Origin of the sequence: Micromonospora jinlongensis (assembly GCF_013410645.1) — a bacterium.
Classification (GTDB): domain Bacteria; phylum Actinomycetota; class Actinomycetes; order Mycobacteriales; family Micromonosporaceae; genus Micromonospora; species Micromonospora zamorensis.
On the sequence record NZ_JACCHK010000001.1, the window covers coordinates 6,003,712 to 6,023,741 of the forward strand.

Sequence of the window (20,030 nt, forward strand, 5' to 3'; positions counted from 1 at the left end):
ATGCGGCAGCCCTGGCGGGTGGCGGTGGTCGGCGGCGGGATCGCCGGGCTGGCCGCCGCGGTCCGCCTGCGCGACCGCGCACCGGCCGGCACCGAGATCACTGTGTACGAGCAGTCCGGCGCGCTGGGCGGCAAGCTGCGCACCGGTGAGCTGGCCGGCCAGCCGGTGGAGTTCGGCGCCGAGTCGTTCCTGATGCGCGACCCGGCGGGCGCCGAGAGCGCGGCGGTGGCGTTGGCCCGCCGGCTCGGTCTGGCCGAGAAGATCGTGCACCCCACGGTGGGGCAGGCCGCGCTGGTCGTCGACGGGGGGCTGCGCCCCATCCCGGGCGGCACGCTGGTGGGCGTACCCGGGGATCTGGACCGGGTGACGTCGGTCGCCCGCCCGCTCGCGGGCGCCGACACCGACGGTGGTCGGCCGCTGGTAGGGCCGGACGCGGACGTGTCGGTGGGTGCGCTGGTCCGGTCCCGCTTCGGTGACGAGGTGGTCGAGCGGCTGGTCGACCCGATGTTGGGCGGCGTGTACGCGGGCCGCGCCGACGATCTCTCCCTGGTCACGACGATGCCGGCGCTGGCCCGCACGGCCCGGGTGGAGCACACCCTGACGGGTGCGGTCCGGGCCGCGCAGGCCGCCGCGCCGCGCGCGCCCGGCGCCCCGGTGTTCGGCACCCTGCTCGGTGGGCTCAGCACCCTGATCGAGGCCGCCGTGACGGCCAGCGGCGCGACGGTACGACGGGACGCCGCCGTCCGCGAGTTGACCCCGACCGACACGGGTTGGCGGCTCACTGTCGGCCCGACCCGTGACCCTGAACTGGTCGACGTGGACGCGGTGGTGCTGGCGGTGCCGGCGCGACCGGCGGCCCGGCTGCTCGCGGGCCCGGCGCCGGTGGCCGCGGCGGGCGTCGGCGAGCTGGACTACGCGAGCGTCGCGTTGGTCACCCTGGCGGTGCCGCAGCCGCAGCTGCCCGAGCTGTCCGGCTTCCTGGTGCCGAGCACGGAAGGGCTGCTGATCAAGGCCGCCACCTTCTTCACCACCAAGTGGGGGCACCTGCGCCGGCCGGACGGCGTGGCGTTGGTGCGCGCCTCGGTGGGCCGGTACGGCGAGGAGGCGCATCTCCAGCGCCCCGACGCGGACCTGGCGGCCACCGTGCATCGAGAGCTCTCGGCGGTGCTCGGCACCCCGCTGCCGGCCCCGGTCGACGGGCACGTGCAGCGGTGGGGCGGGGCGCTGCCCCAGTACGCCCCCGGGCACGCCGACCGGGTCGCCGCCGCGCGCACGGCGTTGCGGGCCGCGCACCCCACCCTGGTCCTCGCCGGCGCCGGATACGACGGCGTCGGCATCCCGGTCTGCGTCCGCTCCGGCGAGACGGCGGCCGAGGAGATCGTCACAGCACTGGGAGGATCGGCGAGATGACCGAGCAGACCAACGCGGCCCGCCTGCGGGAGCTGAACGACAGCATCCGCTACACCATGTGGTCGGTGTTCCGGGCCAGCGCGCCGCTGCCCTCACTGCGGGACAACGTCACCAGCGAGGTCGTGGCCCTCTTCGACGAGCTGGCCGGCAAGGACGTGGTGGTCCGGGGCGTGTACGACGTCGCCGGTCTGCGCGCCGACGCGGACGTGATGATCTGGTGGCACTCCGCGTCCCCCGACGCGCTCCAGGACGCGTACCTGCGGTTCCGCCGCACCACGCTGGGACGGGCGTTGACCCCGGTCTGGTCGCAGATGGCGCTGCACCGGCCGGCGGAGTTCAACAAGAGTCACATCCCGGCGTTCCTGGCCGGCGAGGAGGCCCGCCCCTACATCTGCGTGTACCCGTTTGTCCGCTCCTACGAGTGGTACCTGCTGCCCGACGCGGAGCGGCGCGAGATGCTCGCCGAGCACGGGAAGATGGCCCGCGGCTATCCGGACGTCCGGGCCAACACGGTGGCCTCGTTCGCGCTCGGGGACTACGAGTGGATGCTCGCCTTCGAGGCCGACGAACTGCACCGGATCGTGGACCTGATGCGGGACCTGCGCGCGTCCGGCGCCCGCCGGCACGTCCGGGAAGAGGTTCCCTTCTACACCGGCCGCCGCCGCTCGGTCGCCGAGATCGTCAACTGCCTGGTCTGAGCCCGGACGCGCTGGTCGTCTGAGCCCGACGCGTCGTTCGGGCCCGCCGGCCGGTGCCGCACCCCCGCCCGGGTGCGGCACCGGACGGGGGTCAACTGGTCGTCGTGCAGGAGACCAGCGGAACCGGGTTGCTGCCGTTCCACGAGCCGAGGAAACCGAACGTGGTGCTCGCTCCGGCGGCGAGGGTGCCGTTGTGGTTGGCGTTGCGTGCGGTGACAAGTCCGCCGCTGGTGCTGATCGTGGTGTTCCACGACGAGGTCACCTGCTGGCCGTTGTTGTAGTTCCAGCTCACCGACCAGCCTCGGGTGGGCGAGCCGCCAGCGGTCACCTTCACCTCAGCCTGGAAGCCGCCGGCCCACTGGCCGGTGATCTGGTACGTCGCCGAGCAGGCCCCAGCCGGCGGCGGGGTGGTCGGCGGCGGGGTGGTGGGCGGGGGAGTGGTGGGCGGCGGGGTCGTCGGAGGGGGAGTGGTGGGCGGCGGGGTGCCCGTTCCACCGCCGAAGTCGACGTCGCTGCACAGGTAGTACGACTGGTCCAGGTGGCTGGCCTGCCAGACGGTGTAGACGATGTGCCGTCCGGTGCGCCCCGACGCGTTGACCGGGATCTGGATGGAGACGCCACCGGTGTCCGGGTTCCACTGCGACGCCGGAGTGTTGCCGATCTGGCCGGCCAGCTCCAGGTCGTCCCAGCCGAGCGGCTCGGTGAGCGCGTTGAAGCCCTGCCTGGTCACGTACACCCGGATGTAGTCGGCGCCGTGACTGGCCTGGTCGAAGAAGCGGAGCCGGAAGTTGTTCGACACCGATGTGGTCTTCCAGGCGCCGATGGTGTCCAGCGAGTTGTAGCGAGGGCTCTGGGTGCGCCCGCCGCTGCACAGCTGGCCGTTGGGGACGGCGCCCTGGTGGTTGCCGCCCACGCCCTCACGGAACAGGCCGTTCCAGTTCCACATGGCGGCCGGGTCGGCCTGCCAGGCCTGCCAGCACATCGGGTCCTCGGTGGCCATCCGAGGGTTCTGGAAGTCGTCACCCCAGCGCTGCCAGCAGCTGTAGTTGCGCGAGGCCGGGTCGACGACCGAGCCGTGCGCGGAGGCGGGCCTGGCTTGGATCGTGGTCAGCGCGGTGGTCAACAGGAGCGCGGCGGCTGTCGCGATGGCGAACAACCAGAACACGCGTCGTGATCGGATGAGAGTGGACATGGAGCCCCCGGGGGGATGAGGTCGGACGACGACACCCGGACCGACGGGAGTTGCCCACTCCCGCGCCTACTCGCTGGCTCCTGCGATGGCTCTACCCGGCACCATGCCAGCTCGATCGTCAGGCGTCAATGGCTGACGTCGTTGGCGCGGGGCCGCGCGTCGCGCCGCATCGGCGTGTGCGGGATGCCGTCCTCGACGTACTCCGGGCCGCTGACCGCGAAGCCGTGCCGGGTGTAGAAGGCGACCAGGTGCGACTGGGCGTCCAGCACGCAGGGCCGGTTGCCCACCACCTCCAGCGCCGCGGTCATCAGCCGGCCGGCCTGCCCGCCGCCGCGCGCCGCCGGTGCCACCACCACCCGACCGATCCGGGCGGTGCCGTCCGGGTCGGCCAGGATCCGCAGGTACGCCAGCGGCGCGCCGCCGTCGGTCAGCCAGAGGTGCCGCGTGCCCGGCTCGACGTCGCGCCCGTCGAGTTCCGGGTACGGGCAGTTCTGCTCCACCACGAACACGTCGATGCGCAGCTTGAGCAGGTCGTGGAAGGTGCGGGCGTTCAGGTCGGCGAAGGAGGCCGTCCGGATCTCGGTGGTCTGCGAGGGCATCCGACGATGGTAGGCCGCCTCACCTGGTGCCCGGTCGAGGTGCCAGGTAGGTGGCGGCCACGGCGGTGAGCAGCAGGACGCCGCCGGCGACGACCGGCAGCGGAAGCGGCTCGTGCAGCAGCACCACTGCCAGCGCCGCGGCGGTGAGCGGTTCGAGCAGGGTCAGCACGGCGGCGACGCTGCCCGGGGTGGTGCGCAGCCCGGCGTAGAACAACGCGTACGCCACCGCGGTGGTGATCACACCGAGGTGCAGCAGCAGTGCCACCGTGTCGGGGCGTACCGGCACGCTCACCCCGGCGACCACGGCGAACGGCGCCAGGGTCAGCGCTCCGACAACGGTGGAGATGGTGGTGAGCGTCATCGGTGCGACGCGCTGCGACACCTGCCGGCTGACCAGGGTGGTCACCGCGTACCCGAGGCCGGAGCCGGCAGCCGCGAGCAGGCCGAGCAGTGGCGCGGGCGCCGCGGCGGTGGGGTCCGCCGTCGCCCCGGTGATCAGGGCGAGACCGACCACGGCCGCGACCAGCGTGGCGAGACGCAGCGGGCCGGGGAACCGTCGGGCGCGCGCCGACTCCCAGGCCGCGGCGAGCACCGGGGCCAGGCCCAGGCTGACGACGGTGGCCACGCTGACGCCGGCCCAGGCCACGGCCACGAAGTAGAGCGCCTGGTAGAGGCCGAGGCCGACGCCGGTGACCAGCAGGGGTACGGGCGCCGCGCGCACTGTGGCCAGGATCGCGCCGAGCCGACCGGCGGTGCACGCCAGCAGGACGAACGCGGCGATCGCGAGGCGGTGGAAGCCGATGCTCACCGGGCTGAGCCCGGTGCTGTCGTGCAGGAGTTGCACCGCCACGCCGGTGGTGCCCCACAGCACCCCGGTGACGGTGATCTGGATCAGGCCGGTGCGGGCCTGGTCGACGGTCGGCGCCGAGGCAGCCGGTTGCACGGTACGGGAAACGGACACGAATGCGCTCCGAAGGATGAGCCGTTGACGGGGACGACGTCGACGGAGCGCGTACGGCAGCGAGCCGGGTCGGGTCAGGTCACCCGATCGGCGAGAGGCGCGGCGCTCCGCTCAGGAGCGCGGCGGGGGCAGGACGCCCAGCAGTGGCCGCATGGGGACGACCGTACCGCAGGTGCGGTCAGGCCGGGCGTGCGCCGACGGCGTCGCGGATCTCCGCGCCCACGTCGCCCTCGACGGCACGGGCGCAGTGTCCACAGCAAAAGAAGCGGCCGTTGACCTCGACACCGTGCCCGACGATCTTGATCTGGCAGTGTTCGCAGATCGGTGCCAACCGGTGGATCGCGCACTCGAACGAGTCGAAGGTGTGCACGTCACCGCTGACGGTGCGCACCTCGAACGCCATCCAGTAGTCGTTGCCGCAGACCTCGCACGTTGCCACCGGAACCTCCCATATCACGACACGTGTCTACAGACTGCTCCCCGTTTGGCGGCTTGTGCGGCGAAATATCGAGGTCCAGGAGTCGCGGCGGCGTGTCGGCGTCGGCGTGTCGTCCGTTGTGTGGGGTGAACCGCCGCAACCCCCGGAGGATCACAGTGATCAAGCGCAACAAAGCTCTTCGGCAACCAGACCCGGGTCACCTTCTGCCTCCCGCGGGACGCCCCGCCCGGCCCGGTGAGCGTGGTCGGTTGCTTCAACGGGTGGGAGCCGGGCCGGCACGAGCTGGTGACCCGCCGCGACGGCACCCGGACGGTGACGGTGAAACTTCCTCCCGGTGAGTACCGGTTCCGCTACCTCGCCACCGGCGGCGTCTGGCTGGACGACGAGTCGGCGGACCAGGTCGACGACCGGGGCAGTCTGCTCCGGATCTGAGAAAAAACTCGCCACCATCGATCCATTTATCGATGGGAGTCTTTACTGTTAACAAAGTTTAAATTACCTTGAGGGGCACCCACCGTACCTGGAGAAGGAGCTGCCCCGATGCGTCGAAGAATGACCATTCCGCTGGTGGCGGCGGGTGCTGTCGCCGCCACCCTCACCGTCGCCGCCCCCGCGCAGGCGCACGGCTACGTCTCCGCCCCGCCCAGCCGGCAGGCGCTCTGCGCGCAGGGCCGGGTGCCCGACTGCGGGCAGATCAAGTACGAGCCGCAGAGCGTCGAAGGGCCCAAGGGCCTGCGCAGCTGCAACGCCGGAATCGCCCAGTTCGCCGTCCTCAACGACGACAACCGGGGCTGGCCGGCCACCTCGGTCGGCAGCTCGCTGACCTTCACCTGGGTGAACACCGCCCGGCACGCCACCAGCAACTGGGAGTACTGGATCGGCAACACCCGCGTCGGCGTGGTCAACGGCAACAACCAGCAGCCGGGCGCCACGGTCTCGCACAACGTCAACCTCGGCGGGTTCTCCGGCCGGCAGAAGATCCTCGCGGTGTGGAACATCTCCGACACGGCGAACGCCTTCTACTCCTGCATCGACGTGCAGATCGGCGGCGGCGGGTCGAACCCGACCCCGACCCCGACCCCCACCGCCTCACCCACCCCACGGCCCACCCCGACCGCCACGCCGACCACTCCGCCCGTGCCGGGCGGCAGTTGGACGACGGGCCGGGCGTACCAGGTCGGCGACCAGGTCACCTACGGCGGAGCCACCTACCGCTGCCGGCAGGCGCACACCGCGATCCCCGGCTGGGAGCCGCCGAACGTACCGGCGCTCTGGCAACAGGTCTGACCGCACGGGTGCGGCCCCATGGCCGCACCCGTGTTCGCCGCCCTCGCGTGAACGGAGCACCCGGCATGCCTCGCCGTACCCGTCTGGCGTCCCTGGCCGCCGCTCTGCTGCTCACCGGCGGCTGCGCCGGATCGCCCACGTCGAACCCGTCAGCCCGGCCGCAACCGGCACCGGCGTCCCCGGCCGGGGCCGCGGGCGCCGGGGCCGCTCCGGCCGGTTCCGTGATCGACGCCGGCACGATGAGCGGGATCGACGTGGTGTTCCTCAGCACGATGGTCGGGCACAGCGAACGCACCCTGCAGATCGTCCGGTTGGCTTCCGGCCGGCTGCGCGACGACGCGCTGCGCACCCTGGCCGCCGCCATCGAGGCGACCGAAGCCGACGAACTGGCCGCGATGCGAGGCTGGTTGCCCACGACCGGGCCCGGCGCCAGCGCGGCCGCCCACCACCACGAAGGGCACGGCGACGACGCCGCGCTCGACCGGCTGCGGACCGCGCCGGACGCGGACGTCGACCGGGTGCTGCGCGAGGTGCTCGCCGACCACCAGCGGTCGGCGGCCGACCTGGCCCGAGCCCAGGTCGACGTCGGCCGCAACGAGCGGGTCCGCGACCTGGCCCGGCGGATCGAGCAGTCGCGGACCGCCGAGGTCGAGCTGTTGAGGGGTACGCCCTGAGCGGTTACGCCCTGAGCGCGGTTACGCCCGGGGTGCCCGGGTCAGCGGGGTTCCAGCTTGATGGAGACCGAGTTGACGCAGTGCCGGGTGTCCTTCGGGGTGAAGCCCTCGCCGTGGAAGACGTGCCCGAGGTGACTGTCGCAGCGGGCGCAGCGGATCTCCGTACGCGCCATGCCGAGGCTGCGGTCCTCGATTTCCTTCACCCGGCCCGGGATGGCGTCGTCGAAGCTCGGCCAGCCGCAGTGCGAGTCGAACTTCGTGTCACTGGAGAACAGCTCCAAACCGCAGGCGCGACAGTGGTAGACGCCCTGGGTCTTCGTGTCCACGTACTCGCCGGTCCACGGTCGTTCGGTGCCCGCCTCCCGTAGGACGTGGAACTCCTCGGGGGTCAGTCGGACCCGCCACTCGTCGTCGGTGCGGGGCAGCTCATTGTCGTCAAGACTCACCCGTCAACGGTACGTCGAACGTCGGGGTCGTGGCATAAGGTCGCGGGATGGCTGGCACCAAGGCAGCGGTCACCGAGGTCGAGGTGGCCGGGCACAGCGTACGGCTGAGCAGTCCGGACCGGGTGATCTTCCCCCAGCGGGGGTTCACCAAGGCGGACGTCTTCCACTACTACCTCGCCGTCGGCGACGGGATCATGCGCGCCCTGCGGGACCGGCCCACCACGCTGCAACGCTTCCCTGAGGGCATCGAGGGCGAGGCGTTCTTCCAGAAGCGGGTGCCCACCCGAGGGGTGCCGCCCTGGGTGACGACCACGCAGATCACCTTCCCCAGCGGTCGGAGCGCGGCGGAGCTGTGCCCGGTCGACCTGGCGCACGTGGCCTGGGCGGCGCAGATGGGCACCATCGTGTTCCACCCCTGGCCCGTCCGCGCCGCCGACGCCGACCGGCCCGACGAGCTGCGTATCGACCTGGACCCACAGCCCGGCACCGACTTCGCCGATGCGGCCCGGGCCGCCGGGGAGGTTCGTGCGCTCCTCGACGAGCTGGGCGTGACGGGTTGGCCGAAGACCTCCGGTGGCCGAGGCGTGCACGTCTACCTGCGCATCCAGCCGCGTTGGACGTTCACCGAGGTGCGCCGGGCCACCATCGCGCTCGCCCGGGAGGTGGAGCGCCGCCACCCCGACCTGGTCACCACCGCGTGGTGGAAGGAGGAACGCGGCAGTCGCGTCTTCGTCGACTTCAACCAGATGGCGCGCGACCGCACGATCGCCTGCGCGTACTCGCTACGGGCCAACGCCCGGGCCACCGTCTCGACCCCGGTCACCTGGGACGAGCTGCCCGACGTCGACCCGGACGACTTCGACCTGCGCACCGTCCCGGCCCGGCTCGCCGAGCGCGGCGACCCGCACGCCGGCATCGACGACGCGCCGTGGGACATCACCCCGCTGCTGGAGTGGGCCGACCGGGACGCCGCCGCCGGTCAGGGCGACCTGCCGTACCCGCCGGACCACCCGAAGATGCCCGGCGAACCCAAGCGCGTGCAGCCCAGCCGCGCCAAGCGCACCCCCGACGACGACAACGCCTGACCGACCTGGCCTCAGGTGGGTGACCTGGCAGTCCACGCCAGGAACCTGTCGAACAGCTCCCGTGGGTCGGGGGCCGGCACGGGGTTGAGTCTGAGCAGGTCGGCCGTTGCGTCGAACAACTGACTCGCCATGTAGATCGACAACGCCACCCGGTTGGTCCCGTACTCCACCCGCAGCAACATCCGGGCTGATGGGCACGGCCAGGTGGCGGCGCACACCCGGCAGAGCCACGAGGGCCGGCGCGGCAGATGCTGGTGCACCGGGTGCAGGTTGCTCAGCGGCGGACGGTCGTGGCTGGGGGAGGGCTTCGGCGCGGTCACCGGCCAATCGTGGCGTCATCTATTGCATGTGTCAACAGTCTCCGTAGTTGTCGCCGTTCGACGACGGCGCCGCTGTCATCGTCAATGAGTGGACCTGGTGGGCGTGTCGGAGATTCGGGAGATGCTGGGCAATGTGTCCCGGCAGCGTGCGTCCGTGATCGCCAATCAACGGAACTTTCCTGAGCCGGTCGCCGTGCTGGCGATGGGGAAGGTCTGGCGGAAGTCGGACGTCGCGGCCTGGATTCGGGAGCACCGCCCGGAGTTGGCCGACGGCTGAGAGAAATCTCTGGGCGGTCGGCCCGAGCTTCATCGTGCGGCCGAGATTTGTCGTACACCTGTTCTAGAGTTTGGGTGTGATCGATGAGTTGGTGCGGGCGGAGAGTGCGGTGGCGACCTGCACCGACACCGCCGCCTGGCCTCTCTCCGAGCACGAGCTGGTCGCGGCGCTCGACGCCGCGCACCGCCTGGAGCAGCGTCTCGCCGCCGTCAAGCTGGCGTTGGTGCGCGAGGTGGACGGTCGGGGCACGGCGGTCGCGCAGGGCGCTTCCAGCACCGTGGTCTGGTTGCGTGAGCGACTGCGGTTGACCATTCCTGCGGCCCGTCGGTTGGTCGATCTCGCGGCGTGCGTCGATGCGGCCCCGACGGCCGTGCGAGGCGCGCTGGCGGCCGGCGCGGTCAGCCTGGAGCAGGCCCGCGTCATCACCGACACCGTGAGCACCGTGCAGTCGGCCGCCGGGCCGCAGGTGGCCGACAAAGCTGTCGGTGTGCTGGTTGACTGGGCCGGGCAGTTCGATCCCACCCTGCTGCGCAAGCTCGGCACCCGCATCCTCGACCACGTCGCCCCCGACATCGCCGACGCCGCCGCCCGTGCCGCGCTGGACGCCGAGGCCGCCCGGGCGGCCCGCGACCGGCACCTCACCCTCTCCGAGCAGACCAACGGCCGGCTACGGCTCAGCGGCACCCTCGACGCGGAAGCCGCCGCGCTGCTGCGCGCCGCCATCGACCCCCTCAGCGCACCCGCCGGCCCCGACGACAACCGCTGCGCCGGCCAGCGCCGCCACGACGCCCTCGCCGACGTGTGCCGACTCGCCCTGCGCACCGGTGAGCTGCCCGACAGCGGCGGCGACCCCGCCCAGATCGTCGTCACCACCAACTACGACGGCCTGACCCGGCAGCTGTCCACCGGCGTCCTCGACATCGGCCTGCACCTCACCCCCGACACGGTGCGCCGACTCGCCTGCGACGCCGCGATCCTGCCCGCCGTGCTCGGCGGCACCGGTCAGGTCCTCGACGTGGGCCGACAACGCCGCCTCATCACCGGCCCGCTGCGCCGAGCCCTCGTGCTACGGGACGGCGGCTGCGCCTTCCCCGGCTGCGACCGCCCACCCCGCTGGTGCGACGCCCACCACATCCACCACTGGGCCGACGGCGGCCCCACCAACCTCAACAACGCCGTCCTACTCTGCGGCCACCACCACCGCCACCTCCATTACAGTGACTGGGTCGTCCAGCTCGGCGACGAGGGCCGTCCGGAGTTCGTGCCGCCGGCCTGGCTCGACCCTGACCAGTTGCCGCGTCGCAACCACTACCACCGACGGACGTAGGCAACCGGTACGCGGTCAGCAGTGATCCGCGAGAAGTGCGAGGTCACAACCGAGGTGCGACGCCGTTCCTCCGGGCAGGTTCTCATGGGCTCATCCCTTGGCCTTCGACGCCGTTCGCAGGGAGGCCCTGGGGTCAACGGACCGTCGTGCTCGGGGCAGGCCCATGCATCCGAATTCGTGCCTGCTCGATGTCGGAGGCGTGCGTGACTGCCCATTCGCCGACGGCGATGACCAGTGGCAGAAGTGAGCGGCCCAGGTCGGTGAGCGCGTATTCGACACGCTTCGGTGTCTGATGACGGCTGATCAGCCCGTCGTTCTCCAGGGTGCGCAGTGTGCGGGTGAGGATGCGTCGGCTCAGACCGTGAATGGTGCGGTCGAGCTCGTTGAAGCCGTGGGGGCGTTCGCGGAGCACCGCGAGAACGAGAACGCTCCACTTCTCGCCTACGCGGCGCAGCACGTCGGTTGCGGGACACGCCGCGCGGTCGGCCAGGGTCACGGGTAGCCGCAGTGCCGGTGACATCGATGTGCCTTCTTTCGAGTGGGCCGACAGAAGCCAACGATGAAGTATGCGCACAGTGGTGATTGCGGGCGGGACACGTGGCATCGGCGGTGCCCTTGCCGACAAACTGCGGCGAGCCGGAGATCGGGTGGTCGCGATCGGCAGTGCCGACGCCGACCTCACCTCGGTCCGGCAGACCTCCGCACTGGCAGACCGGTTACCGGACAGGATCGACGTGTTGGTACTGGCGGCAGGGCGTTTCGACCAGCGGCGGATCGTCACCAGTGAGGGCTTCGAGCAGACCTTCGCGATCTACGTCCTCGGTCGCTATCTGCTCGCCGAACGGCTTCGCCCGGCATTGGAACGTGCTCAGACACCGGTCATCCTCAACCTCAGCGGCACCGGCGGAATCCGGGCCGGCCGAATCCACTGGGACGATCTGCAGCTGGCCAGCGGATACACCATGTTCAAGGCGACGATGCAGGGCGCGCGCGCCAACGACCTCCTCGGCACCGGCTTCGCCGCGCACAACCCGAACAGCCCAATCCGATACGTGCTGTACAACCCGCTGTTCGTCGACAGCGGTATGCACCGTCAACTCCGCCAACCGATGCGCGCCCTCGTAGGGGCGTCCGCCGCGCTCCTTGGATCCTCCACCGCTACCGCGGCCAGCCTCCTGGCGGCCCTGCTGGCCGAGCCGCCGGTCGCTCGGCTGACGGCGCTGCGGCGCGGCGCGCCGGTCCCTCTCACGCGACCGGAGTTCGACCAGTCGGCGGCTGCCCGGCTCTACACGATCCTTGCCGAGCTGACCGCTGCCGCGTGAGCCGCGCTCCGACGCCCCGACGGCGCGGCCGGTCCGGAAGGGCGGCTGACGATTGCGACGCAACGGAGCCACCATCGACTCACCGATTGACTTTCGATAGGTAACGAGCGAAACTCGATGCATGGTTACAGAGCATCGAGCGGTAGCCGCTCTCAGAATCGTTCTCGTGGTCCTGTTCGTGGTCCTGATCGGGTTCCAGACGTTCTCGCTGCCGGGGCAGTTCGCGCACATGGCCCAGGAGTCGCCGGAGCACGCCTACCTCCGGTGGCCGCTGACCGCCGTGACGGTGTTCTGGGTGCTGTGCGTCCAGGTCGTGATCGTGTCGACGTGGCAGCTGCTCAACATGGTCAAGAACGACCGCATCTTCACCGAGGCGTCGCTGAAGTGGGTCGACCTGATCGTGTGGGCCATCGGCGCGGGGTGGGCGGTGCTCGTGGGCGTCTTCCTCTACGTCGGCTTCAACGCGGACGACCCGGGCGGCCCGATCCTGCTGTTCCTGTTGACGATGGGCGTGACGGTGCTCGGGCTCCTCATGGTGGTGATGCGTGCGCTGCTGCGGCAGGCGACCACGCTGCGGACCGACATGGAAGCGGTGATCTGATGCCCATCGTCGTCCGCATCGACGTCGAGTTGGCCAAGCGCAAGATGAGCGTCGGCGAGTTCGCCGAACGCGTCGGGCTCACGCCGGCCAACGTGGCGGTGCTGAAGAACGGTCGTGCCAAGGCCGTCCGCTTCAGCACCCTGGAAGCGATGTGCCGGGTGCTCGACTGCCAGCCCGGAGACCTGCTCGAGTGGGTTGAGGAGGAAACCTCATGAAGTACGTCCTGACCGTCGTCGCCGTCCTCGGCGTCGCGCTCGGTGTCGCCGGCATCGTGCACGGGGAGGCCGACGACTCGCCGGGCCTCCAACTCCTCGGCGTCGTGCTCGTGATCGGCGCGGTGGCGTTCGGCATCCGCAACGTACGGGGCGGTAGCTGACCGTCCGGACGCGGCCAGCCTGAGCTGACTCCTCTCGTAATAACGATCATGTAACGGGCGCGAACCTTTCCCGGGGGGTGGCCTGTCTTGATGGTCGTCGGCCCACCGGGGCCAGGGGAGGCGTCGGATGAAGCTGGTGTGGAGGCGGGCCCGCGAGGCGCGAGGGCTGCTGGTTGCTGCGGTGATCGCCGCCCTCGTCGCCGTCGCGTTGGTTACCGGGCTGTCCGACTACAACCGCCGGGCGGTGGACGCCGGGCAGCGGGCCCTGGTCGCCGCCTCGCCGGCCGAAGAACGCGGCCTGTTGGTCAGCGGCTCAGGTGGGCGTGACGCGGCCGAGTTCGCCACCCGGGACCAGGCGGTCCGAGCCGAGTTCGCCAACGGGCTCGCCGGTGCCCCGGTCAGCGTCGCCGCCGCCCGCTACGGCACCGGCCGAGAGCTGACCGGCGACCTCGGGCAGGTTGCCCGTCCGGATGACGAACCGGTCTTCGCGAACCTGGCCACGCTCGACGACCTCGCCGCCTACGCGGAGCTGACCAGCGGAGCCTGGCCCCGCCCGGGGGCGAGCCCCATCCAGGTGAGCCTGCCGGAGCGGGTCGCCGGCACGCTGGGCCTCAGCGTCGGCGAACGCATCCCGGTGCGTGACCGGGCCACCGAACGACGCGGTGAGCTGGTCCTCGCCGGCACCTGGCGGCCCCGCGACCCGACCGACGCGTACTGGCTGTTGGCCCCCGGAGTGGGGGCGGGCAGTGCCGGTTCCGGCACCTCGTACGGGCCGTTCGCGCTCGACCCGGCCGACTTCGTCGCCACCTCGCCGGGGTCGGTGTCGGCGTCCTGGCTGGCCGAACCGGACCTCGCTGGCGTCGACACCGCCGATCTGCCCGCCGTGCGGAAAGCCCTCACCGAGGCGACCTCGGCCGTGCCCGAGGCCGCTCAGCTCGGCAGCTCCGGGCAGACGGTGACCAAGATGGAGACGCTGCTGGACCGGATCGCCCGCGCCGACCTGGTGGGTCGTTCCTCGCTGGCCACCCCGCTGTTGCTGATCCTGGTGCTCGGTGGGTACGCGCTGGTGCTGGTCGCCGCACTCCTGCATGAGGACCGCCGCCCACAGACCGCGCTGCTGCGAGCCCGAGGCGCCGCCCGTCGGCAACTGGCCGGCCTGGCCGCTCGCGAGGCGACCCTGGTGGTCGCCCCGGCTGCCGTGCTCGGTCCGCTGATCGCCGGCGAGGCGTTGCGGTTCGTCCGACCCGGCGGGTCGGCCGACCTCTCCACCGCCGGCGGCAACACCACCCTGATCTGGGCGGCAGCGGCGGCCACCGCGGCCGGTTGCCTCGTCGCCATGGTTCTCCCGACGCTGCGCAGCGCCGGCACGTACGTGGCCGACATGGCTGCCCGGTCCCGGCCGAACCGGTCGGCGAGCATCCAACGTGCCAGCGTCGACCTGGTCCTCGTGGCGCTCGCCGTGCTCGCCTGGGTGCAGCTACGCCGGTACGCCTCCCCGCTGGCCGGGTCCGGCGGTCGACTCGGGCTCGACTCCCTGCTGGTCGCCGCCCCGACGCTCGGCGTGCTGGCCGGTGCCGTGCTGGCGCTGCGGGTGCTTCCGCCGCTCACCAGGTTCGCCGAGCGGTTCGTCGACCGGCGGCCCTGGACGGCCACCATGTTCGGCATGTGGCAGGCCGGTCGGCGTCCGCACGCCGGCCCGGTGCTCCTGCTGGCCCTCGCCGTCGGTGGCAGCACCCTGGCCTGGTCCCTGATCAGCACCGGGGAGCGGTCCCAGGTCGAGCAGGCCGGGCACACGGTCGGCGCCGACCTGCGGGTCACCGAACGGACCGGTGCCGCTCCGCCGACCCGGGGCGACCAGCTCGCCGCGCTGCCGAGCGTCAAGCGGGTGCTGCCAGCGTGGCGGGACGAGATACGGGTCGGCCGGGAGGACCTCCAGGCGACCGTGATCGGTGTCGACCCGGCCAGCGCCGCCGGGGTCGTCCGTCTCGCCGACCGCCTGAGCGACGGACCCGCGTCGACACAGTACGAGCGGATGGTCGGGGCGCGGGGAGCCTTCGGGGGTGTCGAGCTGCCCGCCGACGCGCGCGCGATCACCGGCACCGTCCGTACCCCGGTGAGCAACGCGAGCCGACCGGTTCAGGTCGCGGTGACGCTGTTGGTCACCCGCTCCGACGGGCTCGCCCTGCGGCTGCCCGCGGCCAACTCCGCCAGCGACGGCCGGGCCACCCGGTTCACCGTGCAGCTGCCCGAGGCCCGCGGGGCACGGCTGCGGCTGACCGGGTTCGAAGCTGACGGTGGGCTGGCGGCCGGCAACGCCTACCGACTCCAGCTCGACGGGCTGACGGTGGTCAACGCCGACGGCACCACCGCGCCCGCAGGGCTCAGCGGTAACTGGACGATGACGGCCCCCCGCGAGCAGCCCACGCCGGTGCGGACCACTCCCACGGGCTTCGCCGCGGTCCACCCGGTGGACGTGATCCCTGGCGGGCAGTTCCTGTACCAGCCGCCGACCCGGTTCACGATCGTGCCGGGCGGGGAGAGCAAGCCCATCGCGGTGCTGATGACCCCCGGGGTCCGCGCGGCACTGAGCCTGCGCGTCGGCGACACCGTCGACCTGACGCTGTCCGGGACGACTCTGCCGGTCCAGCTGGTGGGCGAGCTGGATGCGGTGCCGACCACCACCGGGGAAGGCATACTGCTGGACCTGCCCGCGGCGGTCGACACGCTGGTCCGGGGCAATGGCACGATGCGACCCGTACCGGAGTGGTGGATCGGTGCCGACGACGCGACGGCCGCCGCCCAGGCGGCCGGCGAACTGCCGGGCGTCACCGTGCTCAACCGGGAAGCGGTGTACGAGTCGGCCGCCGACGACCCGTACTGGCAGGGCTCACGTACCGGGATGCTCGCCGCCGCGCTCGGCGCGGTGCTGCTCGCCCTCGTCGGCCTGATGGTGGACGTGTGGGCCACCGCGCGACACCGGCTCAGCGAGTTCGCGGTGCTGCACACCCTCGGCGCCACGCCTCGGCTGCTGGCCCGGGCGCTGCTGGCCGAACAGACGTTCCTCGCCGGCATCGGCGTGGGGGTCGGGTTGCTACTCGGAGCCGGAGTCGGCGCCACCATGGCACCACTGGTCATCCTCACCTCGGCCGCCGGCCGGCCGATCCCTCCGGCGACGTTCGCGCTGCCCTGGGTGCCGATCGGTCTGACCGCGGTCGGCCTGCTGCTGGCGGCGCTCGCCTTCAGCGCGTTCATCGCCACCGGTATCCGTCAGCGGGTGGCGGCGGTGCAACTGCGAATCGGGGGAGAACGATGAGCGTCGGCGCGGCCGTCCGGCGGGTCCGGGCGTACGGCGGGCAGTTTCTGCTCCTGGCGGTGCTGACCCTGGTGGTCACGCTGCTGATCAGTGGGGTGCCCCGGTTGGTCAACCGGCTCGCCGAACAGGGCCTGCGGGCGCAGCTGAGCAGTGAGCCAGCCGCCCGCCGGGACATCTCGTACACCACCGGGGTGGTGGCCGCGACCTCCAGGAACACGGCGATGGGCGGTGCCGCCGAGCGGTTCGACCGCCTGGCCGCGGAGATGCCGCCGCAGGTGCGGTCGGCGGTGACCGAGCGGTGGTACAACGTGGACTCCCCGGCGGCCCGCGTGGTCGGGCCGGATCTCGCGGCTCGCAACCTGCTGGTCGACCTGGGCCTACGCGCTGTGCCCGGGATCCAGGACGCGGGCACCCTCGTCGAGGGGGCGTGGCCGAGCGAGACCTACATTCCCGACCGACCGATCGAGGTGGCGCTCGACGTCGACGTGGCCGGCAGGCTCAACCTGCGCGCCGGCAGCCAACTGCGCATCGGCAACGCCGATGACAAGGGCAAACTCTCGGACGCTGCCCCGCTGGTGGTGTCCGGGCTGTTCCGCCCCGTCGACCGCGCAAATGGCATCTGGGATGGGCTGCCACAGTTGCTGCGGGTCATCGAACCGCCCGGCGACGCCCAGCCGTTCGTCATCGTCGGCGTGGTCGCCCAGTCGGCCCTCAACAAGCGGGTCGCGGCGGGCTGGCCGGTCCAGTACAACTGGCGATACCGCCTGGGCGCCGACCGGATCGACGCACGCGAGCTGGACCAGATGATCGACGGTCTGCAGACGATGCAGCGCACCCGGCCCCAGGACCTCACGTTGACCCAGGGCGTCGACGTGCCGTTGCGCGCGTTCGCCGCCCAGGTCGATGCCGCCCGGACCCTGCTCGCGGTGATCGCCGCCGGGGTACTGGCCACTCTGGCCGGGCTCATCGTGCTCGCGGCCAGCCTCGCCACCCGACGGCGCCGCTCGGAGTTCGTGCTGCTGCGGGCCCGTGGGGGCGCGGCCACCGCCGGTGCTCGGCGTAGCCTCGCCGAATCGCTGCTGGTGGTGCCGGTCGCCGCCGCGCTGGGCTGGTGGCTGGGCACCCTGCTCCCCGGCGAGCCGGACCCGACCACGCCTTACGTCATCGCGGCGACTGTCCTGGTCACGCTCGCGCTGCCGTTGGCGACGCTGGCCGTACCGGTCGGTGCGGCGGCCCGCCGTGACCTGATCCGGGTACGCCCCTCGGCCCGCCGGCTCACCGTCGAGGTCTCCCTGTTGCTGCTGGCCGGGCTCGCCGCGGTGCTGCTGCGTCGACGTGGCCTCACCCTCGGCGAGGTGGACCCGCTGCTCGTGTCGGTGCCGGTGCTGCTCGCGGTCGCGGCGGCGGTGCTCGCGCTGCGGGCGTACCCCTGGCCGTTGTTGCTGGTCAGCCGGCTTGCCGCGCGGACCCGGGGCAGCGTGGCCTTCCTCGGCACGGCGCGGGCCGGCCGGTCCGCCGTCGCCACCCCGCTGGTCGTCGTGGTGCTGGCGATCGGCACCGCGGCGTTCTGCGCGGTCGTCGCCGCCGGCGTCGACGCGAGCCGGGAACGGGCCGCCGAGCAGATCGTGCCCGCCGACGCGGTGATCCGCGGGGAACGGTTCGCGCCCGACACCATCGACGAGTTGGGTCGTCTGCCGGGGGTTCGCGCCGTCACCCGGGTGCTGTACCAGTCGGACGAGCGGCTGGCGGTCGACGAGATCGGCACCGACGCGCGGGTTGCGCACACGGACGTGCTCCTGGTCGACGGCTCGGGGCTGGACGCGGTGGCCCGCGAATCCGAGGTCGACCTGCCGGTGCCGCCCACGCTGCTCGCCGCCCGACCCGGGGCGGGGCCGCTGCCGGCGATCGTCTCCCCGGCGGTCGCCACGGACCTGGCCAAGGCCGGGCTGGACGACTCGGCCTTCATTTCCGTGCAGGGCCAGCGGTACGAGTTCCGGGTGGCCGACACCCAGGAGGGTTTTCCGCTGTTGTCGGGGAACGCCAGCCGGTTCGTGATCCTGCCCTGGCAGGCGCTGCCGGAACGCACCACCACACCCGTGCCGACCAGCCTGCTGGTCGCCGGGGACCCACTGGACGCCGAGGCGCTGCGCGTCGCCGGTGACCAGGGGCAGGAACGCTACCAACGCGACGGAGCGGTCACCGGTCGGGACCGGCCATTCGGGGTCACCGTCGACACCCGCGCGGACGTCCGCCGGGAACTCGGCGACGGCGGTGCGAACGGGGTGCTGGCCTTCGGGTTCGTGGCCGGCGCCGTCGGCGGCACCGTGCTCGGGCTGCTGGCCATCGCGTTCACCGTGCTGGCCGGTGCGCGCGCCCGCGGCCAGGTGCTGTCCCGGCTGCGCACCCTCGGCCTGTCCCGCCGGCAGTGGCGGGGGCTGCTGCTGGTCGAGTTGACCCCGCTGGTCGCGGTGTCGGTGCTGACCGGTGCGCTGGTCGGTGCGGTGCTGCCCCTGCTGCTCAACCCGGTGCTCGGCCTGTCCGCGTTCACCAGTGGTGTGCCGGTCCAGGTGGCTTTCGAGCCCAGCCTGGTCGCCGCGGTGCTCGCGCTCGGGGCGGTCGCCCTCGGCTTCGCGGTCGCCGTCGAGGCCCTGAACAACCGCCGGTTGCGCCTCGGTGAGGTGCTTCGGCTCGGAGAGGAGAGCTGAGATGACCGCTACCGCCCAGACTCCACTGGTGCCGGACCTGGCCGCCCTGCAACAGCGGGCAGCGCAACGCGCCGCCGAGCGGGCCGGCGGGCAGGACCGCCTGCGCGGGCACATCGTCTGCGACGGCCTGGTGCGCATCTTCAAGACCGAGGGGGTGGAGGTGGTCGCCCTGCAGGGGCTCGACCTGGTCATCGACCGGGGTGAGCTGGTGGCGATCGTCGGCGCCTCCGGTTCGGGCAAGTCGACCCTGCTCAACATCCTCTCCGGCCTGGACACGCCGACCGCCGGCATCGCCCGGGTGGCCGACTACGACCTGCTCTCGCTGTCAGCGAAGCGTCGGCTGAGCTACCGGCGGGAGTTGGTCGGGTTCGTCTGGCAACAGACCGGCCGCAACCTCCTGCCGTATCTGAGCGCGCTGGAGAACGTCGAGTTGCCGATGCAGCTGGCCGGCAAACTCAGCAGCAAGGCCCGTCGGCAGCGAGCCCGGGAACTGCTCGACATGGTCGGCGTGGGCTACTGCGCCGACCGGCGGCCGGGGCAGCTCAGCGGCGGCGAGCAGCAGCGGTGCGCGGTCGCGGTGGCCGTGGCCAACGACCCGGAGGTGCTCTTCGCCGACGAGCCGACCGGCGAACTCGACGAGGCGACCGGCGCGGACGTCTTCGCGGCGCTGCGCACCATCAACGCCGAGCTGGGCGTGACCATCGTGGTCGTCACCCACGACCACGCCGTGGCCACGCAGGTCCGCCGGACCGTCGCGATCCGCGACGGCCGGACCGCCTCCGAGGTACGCCGGACCGCTCGGGTCGGCGCGGACGGCAACACCGAGCTGGTCAGCGAGGAGTACGCGGTGCTGGACCGGAACGGCCGGATGCAGCTACCGGCCGCGTTCGTCGACGCGCTCGCGCTGAAGGAGCGGGTCCGGCTCGACCTGGAGCCGGACCATGTGCAGGTACGGCCCGGTGACCGGGCCTCGGACGAGCGGGGGGCACGGGCATGAG

General features: G+C 72.2%; 22 protein-coding genes. 15 read left to right on the forward strand and 7 right to left on the reverse strand.

Annotation, left to right across the window (positions count from 1 at the left end; all coding sequences use genetic code 11):
- The gene (gene hemG, locus HNR22_RS27060; protein WP_179782724.1) at positions 1–1,410 is read left to right on the forward strand and encodes a protoporphyrinogen oxidase; all 1,410 of its coding nucleotides are present in this window, start codon (positions 1–3) and stop codon (positions 1,408–1,410) included.
- Positions 1,407–2,108 (forward strand): hydrogen peroxide-dependent heme synthase, encoded by a 702-nt coding sequence (hemQ, locus tag HNR22_RS27065; RefSeq protein WP_088946835.1) that lies wholly within the window; start codon positions 1,407–1,409, stop codon positions 2,106–2,108. Before hemG ends, hemQ begins: the two co-directional genes overlap by 4 nt.
- A 91-nt stretch (positions 2,109–2,199) precedes the next feature.
- On the opposite strand, the gene HNR22_RS27070 is transcribed toward hemQ, so the two are convergent.
- The 4 genes from HNR22_RS27070 to HNR22_RS27085 form a co-directional block, all read right to left on the reverse strand.
- The gene (locus HNR22_RS27070) at positions 2,200–3,300 is read right to left on the reverse strand and encodes a lytic polysaccharide monooxygenase auxiliary activity family 9 protein (protein ID WP_179782725.1); all 1,101 of its coding nucleotides are present in this window, start codon (positions 3,298–3,300) and stop codon (positions 2,200–2,202) included.
- 125 nt (positions 3,301–3,425) lie between these two features.
- Entirely contained in the window at positions 3,426–3,899 is a 474-nt protein-coding gene (locus HNR22_RS27075) for a GNAT family N-acetyltransferase (RefSeq protein WP_179782726.1), read from the reverse strand.
- Positions 3,900–3,918: 19 nt separating this feature from the next.
- Complete coding sequence (locus HNR22_RS27080) at positions 3,919–4,860, reverse strand: DMT family transporter (protein ID WP_343059983.1); 942 nt, start codon at positions 4,858–4,860, stop codon at positions 3,919–3,921.
- A 178-nt stretch (positions 4,861–5,038) separates the two neighbouring features.
- Positions 5,039–5,299, reverse strand: coding sequence for a Prokaryotic metallothionein (locus HNR22_RS27085; RefSeq protein WP_099851461.1), 261 nt, complete (start codon positions 5,297–5,299; stop codon positions 5,039–5,041).
- 234 nt (positions 5,300–5,533) lie between these two features.
- On the opposite strand from HNR22_RS27085, the gene HNR22_RS27090 reads away from it, so the two are divergent.
- The 3 genes from HNR22_RS27090 to HNR22_RS27100 all read left to right on the forward strand — a co-directional run bounded on the left by HNR22_RS27090 (position 5,534) and on the right by HNR22_RS27100 (position 7,260).
- Positions 5,534–5,731: an early set domain-containing protein gene (locus HNR22_RS27090; protein WP_179782727.1), complete on the forward strand. Its 198-nt coding sequence runs from the start codon at positions 5,534–5,536 to the stop codon at positions 5,729–5,731.
- Between the two features lie 108 nt (positions 5,732–5,839).
- A complete protein-coding gene (locus HNR22_RS27095; RefSeq protein ID WP_179782728.1) occupies positions 5,840–6,586 on the forward strand; it encodes a lytic polysaccharide monooxygenase in 747 nt (248 codons plus the stop codon).
- Positions 6,587–6,651: 65 nt separating this feature from the next.
- Complete coding sequence (locus HNR22_RS27100) at positions 6,652–7,260, forward strand: DUF305 domain-containing protein (protein WP_179782729.1); 609 nt, start codon at positions 6,652–6,654, stop codon at positions 7,258–7,260.
- Between the two features lie 41 nt (positions 7,261–7,301).
- Here the strand turns inward: HNR22_RS27100 and msrB are convergent, their stop codons facing one another.
- Entirely contained in the window at positions 7,302–7,706 is a 405-nt protein-coding gene (gene msrB / locus HNR22_RS27105; protein ID WP_179782730.1) for a peptide-methionine (R)-S-oxide reductase MsrB, read from the reverse strand.
- Positions 7,707–7,753: 47 nt separating this feature from the next.
- On the opposite strand from msrB, the gene ligD reads away from it, so the two are divergent.
- Positions 7,754–8,791, forward strand: a complete 1,038-nt coding sequence (gene ligD / locus HNR22_RS27110) for a non-homologous end-joining DNA ligase (RefSeq protein WP_179782731.1) — start codon at positions 7,754–7,756, stop codon at positions 8,789–8,791.
- A gap of 11 nt (positions 8,792–8,802) precedes the next feature.
- Here ligD and HNR22_RS27115 read toward each other — a convergent pair whose 3' ends face one another.
- On the reverse strand, positions 8,803–9,069 hold the full coding sequence (locus HNR22_RS27115; protein ID WP_179783735.1) for a hypothetical protein: 267 nt from the start codon (positions 9,067–9,069) through the stop codon (positions 8,803–8,805).
- Positions 9,070–9,199: 130 nt separating this feature from the next.
- On the opposite strand from HNR22_RS27115, the gene HNR22_RS27120 reads away from it, so the two are divergent.
- Both HNR22_RS27120 and HNR22_RS27125 read left to right on the forward strand, forming a co-directional pair.
- A complete protein-coding gene (locus HNR22_RS27120; protein ID WP_179782732.1) occupies positions 9,200–9,388 on the forward strand; it encodes a hypothetical protein in 189 nt (62 codons plus the stop codon).
- A 76-nt stretch (positions 9,389–9,464) separates the two neighbouring features.
- Positions 9,465–10,715: a DUF222 domain-containing protein gene (locus HNR22_RS27125; protein ID WP_179782733.1), complete on the forward strand. Its 1,251-nt coding sequence runs from the start codon at positions 9,465–9,467 to the stop codon at positions 10,713–10,715.
- A gap of 133 nt (positions 10,716–10,848) precedes the next feature.
- Here the strand turns inward: HNR22_RS27125 and HNR22_RS27130 are convergent, their stop codons facing one another.
- Positions 10,849–11,235, reverse strand: coding sequence for a winged helix-turn-helix transcriptional regulator (locus HNR22_RS27130; RefSeq protein ID WP_179782734.1), 387 nt, complete (start codon positions 11,233–11,235; stop codon positions 10,849–10,851).
- A gap of 46 nt (positions 11,236–11,281) precedes the next feature.
- Here HNR22_RS27130 and HNR22_RS27135 point away from each other — a divergent pair, with 46 nt between their 5' ends.
- The 7 genes from HNR22_RS27135 (at position 11,282) to HNR22_RS27165 (ending at position 20,029) form a co-directional block, all read left to right on the forward strand.
- Positions 11,282–12,037, forward strand: a complete 756-nt coding sequence (locus HNR22_RS27135; protein ID WP_179782735.1) for a Rossmann-fold NAD(P)-binding domain-containing protein — start codon at positions 11,282–11,284, stop codon at positions 12,035–12,037.
- Between the two features lie 166 nt (positions 12,038–12,203).
- Entirely contained in the window at positions 12,204–12,638 is a 435-nt protein-coding gene (locus tag HNR22_RS27140) for a DUF2975 domain-containing protein (protein ID WP_343059984.1), read from the forward strand.
- The gene (locus tag HNR22_RS27145; protein ID WP_088946848.1) at positions 12,638–12,853 is read left to right on the forward strand and encodes a helix-turn-helix domain-containing protein; all 216 of its coding nucleotides are present in this window, start codon (positions 12,638–12,640) and stop codon (positions 12,851–12,853) included. Before HNR22_RS27140 ends, HNR22_RS27145 begins: the two co-directional genes overlap by 1 nt.
- Entirely contained in the window at positions 12,850–13,014 is a 165-nt protein-coding gene (locus HNR22_RS27150; RefSeq protein ID WP_179782737.1) for a hypothetical protein, read from the forward strand. Before HNR22_RS27145 ends, HNR22_RS27150 begins: the two co-directional genes overlap by 4 nt.
- Positions 13,015–13,141: 127 nt before the next feature.
- A complete protein-coding gene (locus tag HNR22_RS27155; RefSeq protein WP_179782738.1) occupies positions 13,142–16,327 on the forward strand; it encodes an ABC transporter permease in 3,186 nt (1,061 codons plus the stop codon).
- A complete protein-coding gene (locus tag HNR22_RS27160) occupies positions 16,324–19,032 on the forward strand; it encodes an FtsX-like permease family protein (RefSeq protein WP_179782739.1) in 2,709 nt (902 codons plus the stop codon). Before HNR22_RS27155 ends, HNR22_RS27160 begins: the two co-directional genes overlap by 4 nt.
- 1 nt (position 19,033) lies before the next feature.
- Positions 19,034–20,029 carry an ABC transporter ATP-binding protein gene (locus HNR22_RS27165; RefSeq protein WP_179782740.1) on the forward strand — a complete coding sequence of 332 codons (996 nt, stop codon included), beginning with the start codon at positions 19,034–19,036 and terminating at the stop codon, positions 20,027–20,029.
- The last annotated feature ends 1 nt before the right edge of the window (position 20,030 follow it).

Coding starts and splice junctions, on each gene's coding strand:
- hemG (WP_179782724.1), top strand. CDS start 1: ATGCGGCAGCCCTGGCGGGTGGCGGTGGTCGGCGGCGGGATCGCCGGG.
- hemQ (WP_088946835.1), top strand. CDS start 1,407: ATGACCGAGCAGACCAACGCGGCCCGCCTGCGGGAGCTGAACGACAGC.
- HNR22_RS27070 (WP_179782725.1), bottom strand. CDS start 3,300: ATGTCCACTCTCATCCGATCACGACGCGTGTTCTGGTTGTTCGCCATC.
- HNR22_RS27075 (WP_179782726.1), bottom strand. CDS start 3,899: ATGCCCTCGCAGACCACCGAGATCCGGACGGCCTCCTTCGCCGACCTG.
- HNR22_RS27095 (WP_179782728.1), top strand. CDS start 5,840: ATGCGTCGAAGAATGACCATTCCGCTGGTGGCGGCGGGTGCTGTCGCC.
- HNR22_RS27100 (WP_179782729.1), top strand. CDS start 6,652: ATGCCTCGCCGTACCCGTCTGGCGTCCCTGGCCGCCGCTCTGCTGCTC.
- ligD (WP_179782731.1), top strand. CDS start 7,754: ATGGCTGGCACCAAGGCAGCGGTCACCGAGGTCGAGGTGGCCGGGCAC.
- HNR22_RS27130 (WP_179782734.1), bottom strand. CDS start 11,235: ATGTCACCGGCACTGCGGCTACCCGTGACCCTGGCCGACCGCGCGGCG.
- HNR22_RS27135 (WP_179782735.1), top strand. CDS start 11,282: ATGCGCACAGTGGTGATTGCGGGCGGGACACGTGGCATCGGCGGTGCC.
- HNR22_RS27145 (WP_088946848.1), top strand. CDS start 12,638: ATGCCCATCGTCGTCCGCATCGACGTCGAGTTGGCCAAGCGCAAGATG.
- HNR22_RS27150 (WP_179782737.1), top strand. CDS start 12,850: ATGAAGTACGTCCTGACCGTCGTCGCCGTCCTCGGCGTCGCGCTCGGT.
- HNR22_RS27155 (WP_179782738.1), top strand. CDS start 13,142: ATGAAGCTGGTGTGGAGGCGGGCCCGCGAGGCGCGAGGGCTGCTGGTT.
- HNR22_RS27160 (WP_179782739.1), top strand. CDS start 16,324: ATGAGCGTCGGCGCGGCCGTCCGGCGGGTCCGGGCGTACGGCGGGCAG.
- HNR22_RS27165 (WP_179782740.1), top strand. CDS start 19,034: ATGACCGCTACCGCCCAGACTCCACTGGTGCCGGACCTGGCCGCCCTG.